This is a genomic window from Ruegeria atlantica, from assembly GCF_001458195.1.
Taxonomy (GTDB): Bacteria; Pseudomonadota; Alphaproteobacteria; order Rhodobacterales; family Rhodobacteraceae; genus Ruegeria; species Ruegeria atlantica.
Genome location: NZ_CYPU01000024.1, coordinates 56,642 through 70,253, shown reverse-complemented (window position 1 = coordinate 70,253; position 13,612 = coordinate 56,642). Strand labels below are relative to the sequence as shown.

Here is a 13,612-nt window from a genome sequence, read left to right as displayed (position 1 = left end):
ACATGATTTCCATTAAACATAACGAGGGTGTCGCTTTCATTGAGCTGAATGCCCCGCCAGTGAACGCTCTTGGTCTCAAGATGCGACTGGCGCTTTCCTCGGCCATCCACGAGTTGGACGCCGATGAACAGGTCAAAGCTATCGTTCTATGTTCGGCTCTGCCGCTCTTTTGCGGCGGCGCTGACATCGTCGAGTTCCGTACCGGGGCAGTTTGGGACAAGCCGGACTTGCCAGACCTGTGTGAAACGATTGAAACCAGCAAGAAACCCATTATCGTCGCGATAGCAGGTCCCGCGATGGGTGGTGCGCTGGAGATCGCGCTTGCCTGTGATTACCGTGTCGCCACGCCGGATGCCGTGATGGGCCTACCTGAGATCAAACTGGGGCTGCTGCCTGGTGCCGGAGGCACCCAGCGACTACCCCGGATTGCCGGGCTGGAAGCGGCAACGCAAATGATCCTCTCGGGTGATCCCGTCAAAGGCGAATATGCCCTGTCTTGTGGGCTGGTCGACGCACTATTTGAGAACGACCAGGATTTTCGCGCGCATGTTTTGGGTTTCGCCACCCGTGTCAGCCATGAGGGCGATCCGAAACGCGGTTGCATGGATATGACCGTCACACACCCTGATCCGAAGGGATATCTGACGGGTTTCCGAGACCAGATAGCGCACACGTCCAAAAACCTTGTCGCCCCTGAACGCTGCTTGGTATCCATCGAGGCCGCGTGCGAATTGCCGCTGGCCGAGGGGTTGGCACAAGAGAAGGCAGGTTTCGCTGAACTGCTCGACACACCTCAATCGCGCGGGGGGCGGCATCTGTTCTTCGCAGAGCGTGAATGCACCAAGGTTCCCGGCGTTACCCGTGCTGACCAACCACGTAGCATTTCATCGGTCGCCGTGATCGGTGCCGGAACGATGGGGCGCGGCATTGCCATCGCCTTTCTGCAGGCGGGATATCCGGTCACGTTTCTGGAAACCACACAAACTGCGCTGGAACAGGGGCTGGAAAAGGTCCGGGAGCATTTCCAGCGTGCGGCTCAAAAAGGGCGGCTCAGTGCCGATCGGGCAGAGGCAATCGCCGCCAACGCCACCGGGACGCTCAGCTATGCAGACCTTGCGAAGGCTGACCTGATCATTGAAGCGGCGTTTGAAAGCATGAATGTCAAACACCAAATTTTCGCGAGCCTAGACCAGCACGCCAAACCTGGCGCGATACTGGCCTCAAACACATCGACATTGGATCTTGATGAAATCGCCGCGGTCACGTCCCGCCCGGAGGATGTGATTGGCCTCCATTTCTTCAGCCCGGCAAATGTCATGCGCTTGCTAGAGGTGGTGCGGGGCGCCAAGACCGCTCCAGATGTCATCGCAACGGCAATTACAGTCGCAAAGAAGATCCGGAAGCTCCCTGTCACGGTTGGCGTGTGCTACGGCTTTGTTGGAAACCGGATGCTGGAGCCATACTTCCGCGAAGGATCTCGTCTGCTTCTTGAGGGGGTGACGCCGAAACAGGTGGATGACGTCCTTGAGAACTTCGGCATGGCCATGGGCATTCACGCGATGGCAGATCTGGCCGGGGTCGATGTGGGCGCACGCGTGCGTCAGGAACGGCGTAGTGAAATCGCGCATGACCCCACATACCAGGCCGTGCAGGACATGTTGTGTGAACTGGGCCGACTGGGTCAGAAAACCAGGCGTGGAAGCTATGTCTACGAGGGACGGACACGGGTCGAAGACCCTGAGATGGTTCAAATCAGTTCCGAGCTGGCGGACCTGCATGGCGTGAAACGCAGGGACATCGACGATCAGGAAATCCTTGAGCGATGTCTCTATCCCCTGATCAACGAGGGCTTTTTGATCCTTGAAGAGGGCATTGCAACGCGCCCGGGTGATTGCGACCTGATCTGGGTCAATGGCTATGGCTTTCCAAACTGGCGCGGCGGCCCGATGCACTATGCCGACGAGATTGGATTAAGCCAGATTCTGGAACGCATGACCCACTATCGGCAGTCGCTTGGCGCCTATGGCGAGATGTGGTTCACGCCTGCGCCTTTGTTGGAAGAACTCGCAACCTCGGGCGTGACACTTACCGCGTATTTTGATGCCAAAAAGGAAAAATCATGAGAGCAGCCGTTGTCGTCTCAACCGCCCGAACCCCGATTGGGGTTGCCTTCAAGGGTGCGCTGAACAACATCAAATCCCCTACCATGATGGGGCACGCCATTCAGCACGCTGTTGAACGTGCAGGCGTGGACCCCGGTTCGATCGAAGATGTCGTCATCGGATCGGTCCTTACGGCGGGGACAGCAGGCATGAATGTCGCTCGTTTGTCGGCGCTGGCGGCGGGCCTTCCCAATACGGTGGCAGGACAGACGATCGACAGGCAATGTTCCTCCGGGTTGATGGCCATTGCGACGGCCGCAAAGCAGGTCATTGTGGATGGTCAGAATGTCGCCGTGGCAGGCGGGCAGGAAAATATTTCCACCCTGCAGAATGCCTATCTGAAATGGGCGGGCGATGAGAAAGATCCAAACGTTATCGCCCAATCTGAACATGCCTATATGCCGATGCTGATGACGGCGGAAAATGTGGCGCAGGCATATGGGATCAGTCGTGACGCCCAGGATGAATATGCTGCACTTTCCCAAGGTCGGACGGCCCGGGCTCAGGCTGCTGGCGCCTTTGATGACGAGATTGTCCCAATCACTGCGATAAAGCGGGTCAAGAATCGCGAAACCGGAGAGGAAACCCTGGAAGAAGTGACCTTGTCAAAAGACGAAGGCAACAGGCCGGGTACGACGGCCGAAACACTTGGCCAGCTGAACCCGGTTGTCGAAGGAGGCGTGATCACTGCCGGAAACGCAAGCCAGCTTTCTGACGGTGCCTCGGCTTGTGTGCTCATGGAAGGCAAAATGGCTGAGCAGCGGGGCCTCACACCGCTAGGTATCTATCGCGGCATGGCTGTTGCAGGAAACGCACCGGAAGAGATGGGGGTCGGCCCAATCTATGCCATTCCAAAGCTGCTTAAGAATGCAGGTCTTCGCATCGAAGACATCGGCCTTTGGGAGCTTAACGAAGCCTTTGCCTGCCAGGTTCTCTATTGCCGCGACCATCTTGGGATCGATCCCGAAATCTACAACGTGAACGGCGGTGCGATATCGATTGGCCACCCCTACGGCATGACAGGTGCGAGACAAGTCGGGCACGCTCTGCTTGAGGGGAGGCGTCGTGGCGTAAAATACGTGGTGATCTCCATGTGTGTTGGCGGAGGCATGGGGGCCGCAGCGTTGTTCGAAGTCGCCTGACCCCACTGAAATGAGTTCAAGCAGAGCGTTATCTGGTTGAGACATTGACATTCTGTCATCTGCGAAGGCCGCCATCTGCAAGCCTGCGTTTCATGTCGACCGGAATTGGTGATACCTCTTGAGGCGTTATGACCAATGTCACGCCAACGATCCTTTCCACGGTTTCCAGCCAGTTTGTCGATGACTGGCTGGCGGCGCTGCGTGCCCTGTGCCCAGAGGCGCAGATGGCGTCGCTGCTTAGCCGGTCCGGTCTGAACGCGGATACGCGCTCGCCGAATGGTCGCGTCACGCTGGATCAGATCGTTTGCCTCTATCAACTTGCCGCAGTTGAGACCGGTGATGAGATGATGGGGCTTTGGAGCAGACCCGTCCGGCCGAGGGCCCTACAACATCTTTTGACCACTGTCAGGGAAGCCACGTCTCTTGCATCTGCACTCTACCGGTTTTCGACGTTCTGGAACTTGTTGCTGGATGATTATCAGTTTGATCTGGAGGACGCCGACAACGCGTTGGTGCTTACCCTGAAACCACAAGGTGACGTGCCGCTTCAGCGGTTTGGACATATGCTGATCCTCAAACTTGCCCATGGGCTGATGTCTTGGCTGGCGGGGCATGAGGTTCCGGTGAGGGGCGTCGATTTCGCGTTTGATCGCCCGGACTTTGATCAGGATTACGCGATCATCTTTCCCGCACCGCTACGGTTTGGCCAACCTGCCACCGCCATCGCGTTTGACCCGAATGCACTGGGTCCAGTGCTGACTCGAAGTACAGCTGATCTTGACCGGTTTTTGCAAAACGCGCCGCGAGACTGGATTTTTACCTCTTCCCGCGAACACACCCAATCGCTGCGGGTGCGCACGTATCTGGGCCAAACGGGATGGGACGCGGCGACCCTGACCCAGACAGCATCCGCAATGCACATGACCCCGCGCACCCTGATCCGCAGGTTGCAGTCGGATGGGACGTCGTTTCAGGCGATCAAGGATGCCCTGCGGCGCGACATCGCGATCCGCGATCTACAAGCGGGACGCAAAAGCGTTGAGGCCATCGCACATGATGTCGGCTTTTCCTCGGCTGCCAATTTCCACAGGGCCTTTCAACGCTGGACCGGCAGTACACCCAGCGCATATCGCAAATCACATACATAAGCGGCCATTTGTCACTTTTGGACAATTATCTGTCAGCACACGAGATAGAGCTTAACGGGCTGGCTCGCTAAGTCTTGCCGCAGAGAAGCATTTTCAGCTGAAGTTTCGCCTTCATAGCTCATCAGTCCGGCCATCCACGATTGCCGGGTTGTGGCGTCATCTGAGAACAATCGCCATTGAAAGGATCCGTCAATGTCAGACAAACTCGCCACCATACTCCAGGCCGCACGCGACCACGCCGAGCAGGTCATCCTGCCCAATGTGGACGCCTGGAACGCCACGAAAACATGGCCCCGTGATGCGTCGGACAAGGCCGGGGCCGTTGGCCTGACGGGGCTCTACGCCCCCGAGGAGTTTGGCGGCCAGGGCTTGCCACTTTCAGAGGGCATTCAGGTCTACGAACAGCTGGGGCTCGGAGATGGCGCTTATGCCTTTGCCCTGTCGATGCATAACATCTGTACGTTCGCGGGCTGTGGTTATGGCACAGATGCCTTCAAGGAAAAATGGGCACGAGACCTGACCTCTGGCCGCAAACTGGCGAACTTTGCACTGACCGAACCGCAATCCGGATCGGATGCCACAAACATGTATTCGCGAGCCGTGATCAATGACGACGGCACATGGGCGATCAGCGGTGCGAAGGCATGGGTCAGCCTGGCGACCGAGGCTGATATCTATTTCACCGTGGTCAAAACCAGTGACGCACCCGGCCACAAGGATATGGCGATGATCGCCATTCCCGCCGACGCTCCGGGCCTCAGCTTTGGTCCGCTCTACGACACCCCGTCCTACAACTTCCTGCCTCTTGCCGAGATGTACATGGACAAAGTCGTGGTGAGTGAAGACAACATCATCCTGCCCATTGGCCAGGGCCTGCAAGGCTCACTCATGGCAATCGATATCGCCCGTGTGTCGATTGCGTCAGGATGCTGTGGATTGATGCAAGCTGCCTTGGATACGGCGCTGTCCTATTCTAAGAACCGCAAGATGTTCGGTGGCAAGAACCTCGATCTGGACGGAATCCAGTGGATGCTGGGCGAAGTTGCGACCGATCTTGAAGCCTCGAAGCTGCTGTACCGCAAGGCGGCAAAGGCCCTTGGCACGCCCGAGGGCCCACTGATGGCCGCCCATGCCAAACGGTTTGTGCCAGATGCCGCAGTGAAGGCTGCAAATACCTGCACGCAAGTGCTGGGCGGCATGGGGCTGTTGCAGCCTTATGGTCTGGATCGTTTGTCCCGTCTTGCACAAATGCTGCGGATCGTGGACGGGACGACGGAAATCAGCCGCGTGGTCATCGGACGGGCCTTGCAGAAACGTGCGGCTACCTTGCCTGATCTGCCAGTACCGAAAGGATTTGGTGAAACCGGCTGAACGTCCCACCCCCCGGTGAAGCGGAACCAACCTGAAAATCTCCTCACAGATCGGTAAAATCGAAAGATCGGCCGCACACGTGCGGCCGGTTAAGGGCCGGCAGCCGACTGTCTGAAAACTGTTGAACCCGTTCATTGAGCAGGTTTGACAGATGCTCCGTAGTTTGAGACCTTCCTACCATTCGCAAAGGAGAATCTAACAATGGACCAGCATAGTTTCTGATCCCGCCGCGCTCTGACCTCGATTGACAGATTGCGCATTTAAACACTCCTGCGGAGGACTCTGACAATGGACAATCGACGCTAGCCCCTTGCGGGCGTTCGCAGTCGTGCATCTGCGCGACTTCAGCTTTCTTTTGCCATGAGGTGCATCATGCCCATCGAACCACCAAAAACCGCCCTCGGGCGTACCCTTCCTGCTGTGGAGAAGACACCGAAATCCGCCAAGTTAGTGAAGGCCAAAGCCAAGCCGCCGCGCGATCTGCGTATGAAGACACCACCGCGTGCGGCCAAACGGATGAACATTCCCGGAAAAGCTGGGGGCCGTTAGAGAGAGATGCGGGGCGTGTTATGCGTCCCGCATTTGTGACCGGGATGGTCTATTGAGAAGCACAATTGCGCGCGAAATTTGGATCGACGCGTGCACGACTTAGGATTTGCTGCAGCAGTGGAAGCAAATGCTGGATGTCTGCTTGGGGCCAAGTGCTGGGCAGGGTATTCTGCTGATCAACCAAGCCCAAGTAAGGTACACTGTGCCGGTTTCCAGGTTGCGAAGAGGCTCTTTGGCTTTCTGATTTACGTCGACTTGAAGCGCTTGAGCCGTCGAAACACTCAAAAAAGCGCAAAAAACTTAAGGTGTTGAATTCAATGGGAGGCGAGTCTCAATAATTCGGTCCCATTATTTACGTACTCCGACATAAATTGCAGTTTTGATTAGCTTTACGTGTAATCTATGTTATGTTAAATAATTTTACTTGAATTTATCGCCAAGTTCCAAGACTGACGCCAGAAACCAGTAAGGTTGACCCACGCGAATTCCTCTACCATCCTATTTGCGTATAGCTTGTTTTATTGTGCGAACCTGCACGTTTGTTTTGGCAAGGTCGATGAAATGACCAATAGTTCACAAAAGACCTACGTGCATGACACTCATCGTCTGCGCGACCCCGCGCACACCCTGAGCATTGTGCAACCATTTCTTCGGGAAATGGGTATAACTCGGATCGCGAATCTGACCGGTCTGGATCGGATTGGTTTGCCTACCGTCATGGTTGCTCGTCCCAATTCCCGATCTGTTGCGGTGTCACTTGGTAAGGGACTGTCGTTGCAGGCAGCGCAAGCTTCAGGCGTTATGGAAGCGATCGAATCCTGGCATGCCGAACGTGTGCGACTTCCGCAACGGCTTGCCAGACTTACCGATTTGGCTGATGAAGCGACCGTAGTGGATGTGGAGCGATTGCCCAAGATCACCGGCGCGCAATTTGATCCCAATAGCAACATGTTATGGGTCGAAGGCCGGGATTTGAAAAGTCAACGGGCCTGCTGGGTTCCGCTTGAGATGGTGGACACTGACTACACTTCCGCTCCACTCGCCGGACAACGCGCCTTTCCCAGAACAACAAACGGTTTGGCTTCGGGCAATAATGATGCCGAAGCGCGTTGTCATGCGATTTGCGAATTGATTGAGCGCGATGCAACGACGCTGTGGTCTCACCAAACCACGACCGCGCGCGTTGATCTCGGCACTGTCGACGACCCACGATGTCAGGTGGCCATTGAAAAAGTCACCGGCGCAAGTCTGGAGATCGGGGTGTGGAACACCACGTCGGATATCGGAATTGCCAGTTTTCGGTGCGTGATCTGTGAGGCCGGCGGGCAGCCTGGTCACATCGGCATCGGCGACGGGTGCCATCCGGATCGAGCAATCGCGTTGCTGCGCGCGGTGACAGAGGCTGCTCAGACCCGGCTAACCTATATCTCGGGCGCGCGCGATGATCTGGACCCGGCAGAATTCACTGATCAGGCGCAAACGGATCGATGTAGATATGTGCGGGATCTGATCGATCGTGCCTCTCCGACAGAGAATTTCCAGGACTGCCCGACGCATTCAACCAAGACATTTGAGGATGACCTGGCTTTGCTGTTGAACAGGTTAGAGGCCGTCGGGATTTCTCAGGTGGTGATCGTGGACTTGTCTCGGCCTGAATATGATCTATCGGTTGTTCGGGCGGTCATACCGGGCTTGGAGGCGCCACACGACGACGCGGATTATGTACCAGGCCTAAGAGCGTTGCAGATCAGGCAGGAAACCGCATGACCGTCGTTGTATTTGTGGGTCCTACCCTGCCAGCACACGAAGTCACCGCACAGTTGAATGCTGCGATCCTACCCCCTGTTCAGCAGGGTGATGTCTATCGCGCAGCCAAGGATCAACCGCACGCCATTGGGATTATAGATGGGTTCTTCGAAGGTGTGCCCTCGGTTTGGCACAAGGAAATCTTGTGGGCAATGGAGCAAGGGATACCGGTTTTTGGCAGCGCCAGCATGGGCGCTCTGCGCGCTGCGGAACTGGTCGATTTCGGAATGATCGGTGTTGGCGGGATCTTTGAAGATTACCTAAGTGGTGTTTTACAGGATGACGATGAGGTTGCAGTTCTGCACAGCCCGGCAGAGCTGGGTTATCAGCCGCTCAGCACACCGATGGTTTCCATCCGAGCCACAGTAAAAAACGCACAGGCGCAAGGGATTTTACCTGCTGAAAGTGCCGCTGAAATTCTTGAGTATGCTAAATCCAGACACTACCGGCACCGCATCTGGCAAGACATCGGCCAAGAAGTAAACAAACTGCCCGGAGTTGAGGCCTTTCTGGATTGGCTGCCGAAGAACCAAGTTGATGCCAAGGCAGATGACGCCCGCACGATGCTGGCGCTAATGGCGGATTGCCTGTCGCAAGGCACCCTACCCTCAAACCCTGTTACCCGGACAGAACCGACATTAGTTTGGAAACAGTTACGCAATCGCATCGATTCCGACGTGGTCAAAAACAATGCCGTGATCGACGAATTGAGGTTGGACCCGCAACTTTATTCCGAGCTACGCGACCGGGCGGTGCTGAGCGTTATCGCGCAGGAAGAAGCAACCGTGCAGGATCAGCAACCTGATCGCGAAACCCTGATCCGGCAAATGACGGGCCACAGGGCCAAGGCTGGATTGTCTCATAAAGCGCATTTGATGGAATGGCTGGATTCGAATGATCTGAACCTCGCGGGGTATGAAGACATGCTGGCGGATGCCGCCCGGATCGATGCGGCGGTCGCTGAGCGTTTACGCCAGTTAGACGGGCCACTACTGGCCGAACTGAAACGAACCGGCAAATATGTCGAGCTGCGAGATCGGGCAGTCGCCAAGAGTAATGCTGCCGTTGTGAATGGCCCCGTCTCGGGGGCGGATCGCCTGCGTATGGTTTTGTGGTACTTTGAAAAAAGTCTTGACCAGGACGTGCCGGATAACCTGGACAGCTACGCAACCTCGCTTGGCCTACCCGGGCGCGCGGAACTTGGTGAGTTGATCGAAGCAGAGTTTTTGTTTTGCCACAGGAGTGCCTGTACGGACGTCCCAAAAAGCAAGGTGGCCTCCGCCCGGCACGAGGGGTCGATTGATGAACGCACATGAGACTGTAAGCGACGAAGAACCCGGCACACGGTTCCTGCTGTATCCGCAATCACCTTTTTTGGAACCGGGCGCGCAACCGGAGCTTGTCGAAATTTCGGCTCCACAAGGCAGCATCGGGCCGGGGCCGTCCGGTCCGCGCATGTACACCGTCAATCCTGTCGGCAAAACCACACCTTACGGCGCCATCGTTCCGGGGCCAAATGGACCGGGTATGTATCTGCCACCTTGGGACGGATACATCCAACCGCCCGCGATGCCCGATGAGTTTGGCAATTTCTTTCATATTGCCCCATCCGACCCCGCATTTGAGGCGGCGCATTTGTTCGGGTCGGCCCATTTTACAATGGATGTGTGGCAAGGGTATTTTGATCGACCAATCCCGTGGCATTTCGCGCGCGATTTCGACCGGCTCGAACTGTCCCTGCTACCCAGTTTGGACAACGCACATATTGGTTGGGGGTTTCTGGAAACGGGCGGCACACACGAACATGGCGATGAGTACCGCCCATACAGCCTGAACTTTGACGTTGTCTCCCATGAAATCGGACATGCCATTATCTATAGCGTCATTGGTATGCCGTCAGACGGAGATGCGTCGGGCGAATATTATGGATTTCACGAGTCCGCTGCCGATATGGTCGCCCTTCTTGCGTCGCTGCATTTTGGTTCTGTTGTTGACGCGTTGTTGAAAAACACACGGGGCAACCTGTACACCTTCAATCGTCTGAACCGGTTTGCCGAACTGGGGGAAAACGCTCAGATCCGAATTGCCGCCAACACACGGTCCATGTCAGAGTTTGCGGCCGGATGGACCAGCGAACACGATCTGTCCGAACCGTTGACCGGAGCGATGTTCGACATTTTTGTAGATATTTATCACGAACGCCTGCTGCTGCATGGGCTGATCTCACCTGAAGAAGAACATCTGTCCGATCAACTGGAAGACTCTCCGGATTACAGCGAGGTTATGCAGGGTGTGTTCGATGCCCGTTATGCCGAAAACCCCGAAGGTTTCCGGATCGCTTTGCTTGAGGCGCGCGATTTTCTGGGAACCTATCTGGCCGACACATGGGAGCGGCTGGATGCCGATATGCTCAGCTATTTCGGTGTTGAAAAGGCCCTGCTGGCGGTTGATCAGGAAATCACTGGCGGTGCGTTTCGCAACATCATCGAAGGCAACTTCCGCATGCGAGATATCGGCCTGACAATTGCTGGTCCGCGCCAACCCGACCCCGAAGAGGACAGCCATTCTAATTCTGTCCGTACACAGGTTCCGGGATAATGCCCAAAATCCTTTATTTTTAAGCGGTTTTGTGGCATTTAGACGTGGGGTGATTGAAATGGATTAATTTAGGTCTGAAACTTTTCAGACCGCATTGAGGGGGAGATGTGGTCTCAGACTCCGTCGATCCCATAATTGGGAGATTGTGATATGTCTGAGTCCTTGCTCAGTTTTTCAGAAGTGTTGTTATTTGGAAGAGCTCTTGACGATATCAAGATCGAGTCTCGAACAAAGGTGCGAGCTGCGACCACAATCAATTTGACGACATTGGAAGGTGGCACCGTAGATGGCGTAACTCTGCGGGCCGGGAACAGGGTGTTGGTCAAAAACCAGACCGACAAAACCCAGAACGGTGTGTATACGGTGGCGGATAACGCTGCCAAATCCTGGTTCAACAAAATCCAGTTTGAAAATGGGACAGTTATTAAGATCAGACGGGGTACACAGCAGAAATTCTGGGAACAGGAAGGCAACTTTGCTGTCGGAGAACAGGAGTTCACGGGTTCCGACAAACCGCCCAGAGGTCGTGGGAACAATAATCACCTCGCTGAACAATTGGACAACGACGCGCAGTTCGCGAGAATCTATGGTTTCGCTTATGAGGGCACATATTATGAGTTGCCCGAACCCACGGTATTCCTTGTGCATGGGGAAGGCAAAACTGCGACCATGGACAATAAGCCAACCGACCAGGCGGCTCGGGCTCCGGGGAATCCGACCTTAACTGGGGTTGCTTCTGCGGATTACCAGATAGCCAACGATATCCGCGTTTGGGAATATGACAAAGCCGATTATACGATCCGCATGGACGTGATGACCGGCCAGTTCGAACAGGTCCTGCTGGACATCTATTTCGGTTTTGACAGCCCGGCCATAAGTGGTGCCAAAGTCAGCGGCGCAAAGGTGAGTGGGGCCAAGGTCAGCGGTGCAAAAGTCAGTGGCGCAAAAGTAAGCGGTGCCAAGGTCAGCGGCGCAAAGGTACGCGGCGGCGACTAAATCCAGTTTTCGAAAGTAAGCTCAGGGGCACCGGAACGCGGTGCCCCTTTGCATTTTAGAACCCGGCCTTTTTCAGACCTTCCACAAAGTGCTGCGTGTCTTCCTCTAGCCGATCCGGTTGAACGGTTGTCCACCGGGCCAGCGAAAAGTTCGGGTGCGCCTCGCGGTGCTTTTCCCTTATGAGGCGGGCCATGTCCGTTTGACCCAGCTGAGCATAGCTGGCGGCCAGCATACGCTGCCCTTCAGTCGGGTTGTTCATCTTGTTGACCGTCTCAATGACGTCCTCATACCGTCTGAGATTGTAATACGCGCCGCCCAGATGCCAAAGGTATTGATCCGGGAAGTACGGATTCAAGCGCATTGCCTGCTGAATATGCGTTATGGCCGTTTCGTTGTCACCTGAGTGGGCCAGCGCATCGGCAAAGTCAGAATGCATATCCGCGTCATTTGGGTTTAACGCCAGCGCCCTCTGATAGGATTGGATGGCTGCGTCATGCTCTTTGCGGTACAGGTGCACATAGCCCAATTCGCCGAAACCACGTGCATCGGTCGGGTCTAGTTCAATTGCGCGCTGCGCCAATATCAGCGCCTTCTCCAACGCCTGCGACGGCTCTTCGGCCCAGGAATAACGCCAGTCGATATTTAGAGTTCGCGACAGCGCTGCTGCAGCACGGGCATATCCTTCGTCCCTTTCAAGGGCTGATTGATAGAAATTCTGTGCCTTGCGGTTGTCGTTTCGGGTATATTTGAAGATGTGGTGTTGACCTTGAAGGACCGAACCATAGGCCTCAAGATCGTTTGGAATCGCCTGAATCATGCGCTGTTTTTCATGCGACTCGATCATCACCGCAGTGGCCGCAACAATGCACTCTGTGACCTCATCAAGAATGTCGAAAATATCGTCAATCTTGCGATCGAACCGTTCGCCCCAGATCGTGCGCTCGGTGTTGGCATCAATCAACTCGGCGGAAATCCTGATCCGACTGGTTGACCGACGTACGCTGCCGCGCGCGACATAGCGGACATTCAGTTTTTGCGCGGCCTCTTTCGGAGGCATCGATTGTGTCCTGAAGAAAAATGACGAGTTCCGGGCGATGATAAAAAGGTTCCGGAACTTGGACAGATTCATGATTACGTCGTCCGTCAGACCTTCGGCGATCCAGCTGTCGGACTCATCCCCGCCAGAGCTGCTGAAGGGCAGAACGGCCACCGACGGCGTATCCGGCCGTTCGAATATGTCCCCTTTCAAATCCGGGCGCATCGTGCCGGCCATGGTCGCGCCGGCCACTTCGCTGCGGACGCAGTAGGTCGAGACAGGATTCATGATGTTCTTGAGCTGTTTTGGCCCCAGAAACTCGTACCCAAATCGCAGGCGATTGCAGACCTGATCATACACGGCAGAGCTGACATAGACCCGTTCAGGCTCGGCTATTTCTTGCAACCGGGCCGCGATATTGACGTTATCGCCGTGAATGCCACGTTCGTCTATCAGTATCTCACCAAGGTGAATCCCAGCCCGGAACTTGATTCGCTGATCCTGCGCGCGGGATTTATTCTGATCGCTGGCGATTTGATGCAATTCGACCCCGAATTCCACCGCGCTGGTGGCAGTTTCGAACAGGGCCAAAATCCCGTCCCCACGTACCTCAACCACTCGGCCGTTGTACTTTGCGCACGATACCTCAAGCAAAGAAATCAATTTTTTCAATTCATTATAGGTATCCAACTCATTCTCGCTCATAAGCCGGGAGTATCCTACGACATCAGCGAACAATACTGCGCCAAGCCGTTGAGTAATTGGAATGTCAGAAATTATCGTACTCACAAGTGTTACTCTTTT

10 protein-coding genes are annotated in these 13,612 nt (G+C 55.5%); 9 read left to right on the top strand and 1 reads right to left on the bottom strand.

Features of this window, described 5'->3' with window-relative positions; translation table 11 throughout:
* Positions 1–2: 2 nt before the first annotated feature.
* From RUA4292_RS08250 to RUA4292_RS08215, 9 genes are all read left to right on the top strand, one after another.
* A complete protein-coding gene (locus RUA4292_RS08250; RefSeq protein WP_058277180.1) occupies positions 3–2,123 on the top strand; it encodes a 3-hydroxyacyl-CoA dehydrogenase NAD-binding domain-containing protein in 2,121 nt (706 codons plus the stop codon).
* Complete coding sequence (locus tag RUA4292_RS08245; protein ID WP_058277179.1) at positions 2,120–3,304, top strand: acetyl-CoA C-acyltransferase; 1,185 nt, start codon at positions 2,120–2,122, stop codon at positions 3,302–3,304. Before RUA4292_RS08250 ends, RUA4292_RS08245 begins: the two co-directional genes overlap by 4 nt.
* A 128-nt stretch (positions 3,305–3,432) precedes the next feature.
* Positions 3,433–4,452 (top strand): AraC family transcriptional regulator, encoded by a 1,020-nt coding sequence (locus RUA4292_RS08240; RefSeq protein ID WP_058277178.1) that lies wholly within the window; start codon positions 3,433–3,435, stop codon positions 4,450–4,452.
* 192 nt (positions 4,453–4,644) lie between these two features.
* Positions 4,645–5,823, top strand: a complete 1,179-nt coding sequence (locus tag RUA4292_RS08235; protein ID WP_058277177.1) for an acyl-CoA dehydrogenase family protein — start codon at positions 4,645–4,647, stop codon at positions 5,821–5,823.
* Positions 5,824–6,195: 372 nt separating this feature from the next.
* Positions 6,196–6,372 (top strand): hypothetical protein, encoded by a 177-nt coding sequence (locus RUA4292_RS24745; RefSeq protein ID WP_158506987.1) that lies wholly within the window; start codon positions 6,196–6,198, stop codon positions 6,370–6,372.
* 561 nt (positions 6,373–6,933) lie between these two features.
* Positions 6,934–8,139 carry a YcaO-like family protein gene (locus tag RUA4292_RS08230; protein WP_058277242.1) on the top strand — a complete coding sequence of 402 codons (1,206 nt, stop codon included), beginning with the start codon at positions 6,934–6,936 and terminating at the stop codon, positions 8,137–8,139.
* Positions 8,136–9,494, top strand: coding sequence for a TfuA-like protein (locus RUA4292_RS08225; protein ID WP_082637045.1), 1,359 nt, complete (start codon positions 8,136–8,138; stop codon positions 9,492–9,494). Before RUA4292_RS08230 ends, RUA4292_RS08225 begins: the two co-directional genes overlap by 4 nt.
* On the top strand, positions 9,481–10,776 hold the full coding sequence (locus tag RUA4292_RS08220) for a gluzincin family metallopeptidase (RefSeq protein WP_058277176.1): 1,296 nt from the start codon (positions 9,481–9,483) through the stop codon (positions 10,774–10,776). The genes RUA4292_RS08225 and RUA4292_RS08220 overlap by 14 nt, the downstream gene beginning before the upstream one ends.
* Before the next feature lie 150 nt (positions 10,777–10,926).
* Entirely contained in the window at positions 10,927–11,772 is an 846-nt protein-coding gene (locus tag RUA4292_RS08215) for a pentapeptide repeat-containing protein (protein WP_058277175.1), read from the top strand.
* Positions 11,773–11,827: 55 nt separating this feature from the next.
* Here RUA4292_RS08215 and RUA4292_RS08210 read toward each other — a convergent pair whose 3' ends face one another.
* Positions 11,828–13,597, bottom strand: a complete 1,770-nt coding sequence (locus RUA4292_RS08210) for an adenylate/guanylate cyclase domain-containing protein (RefSeq protein WP_058277241.1) — start codon at positions 13,595–13,597, stop codon at positions 11,828–11,830.
* Positions 13,598–13,612: the final 15 nt, after the last annotated feature.

Bases quoted from the DNA above. Each gene is read 5' to 3' on its own strand.
- RUA4292_RS08245 (WP_058277179.1), top strand. From the start codon at position 2,120: ATGAGAGCAGCCGTTGTCGTCTCAACCGCCCGAACCCCGATTGGGGTT.
- RUA4292_RS08225 (WP_082637045.1), top strand. From the start codon at position 8,136: ATGACCGTCGTTGTATTTGTGGGTCCTACCCTGCCAGCACACGAAGTC.
- RUA4292_RS08215 (WP_058277175.1), top strand. From the start codon at position 10,927: ATGTCTGAGTCCTTGCTCAGTTTTTCAGAAGTGTTGTTATTTGGAAGA.
- RUA4292_RS08220 (WP_058277176.1), top strand. From the start codon at position 9,481: ATGAACGCACATGAGACTGTAAGCGACGAAGAACCCGGCACACGGTTC.
- RUA4292_RS24745 (WP_158506987.1), top strand. From the start codon at position 6,196: ATGCCCATCGAACCACCAAAAACCGCCCTCGGGCGTACCCTTCCTGCT.
- RUA4292_RS08230 (WP_058277242.1), top strand. From the start codon at position 6,934: ATGACCAATAGTTCACAAAAGACCTACGTGCATGACACTCATCGTCTG.
- RUA4292_RS08235 (WP_058277177.1), top strand. From the start codon at position 4,645: ATGTCAGACAAACTCGCCACCATACTCCAGGCCGCACGCGACCACGCC.
- RUA4292_RS08240 (WP_058277178.1), top strand. From the start codon at position 3,433: ATGACCAATGTCACGCCAACGATCCTTTCCACGGTTTCCAGCCAGTTT.
- RUA4292_RS08250 (WP_058277180.1), top strand. From the start codon at position 3: ATGATTTCCATTAAACATAACGAGGGTGTCGCTTTCATTGAGCTGAAT.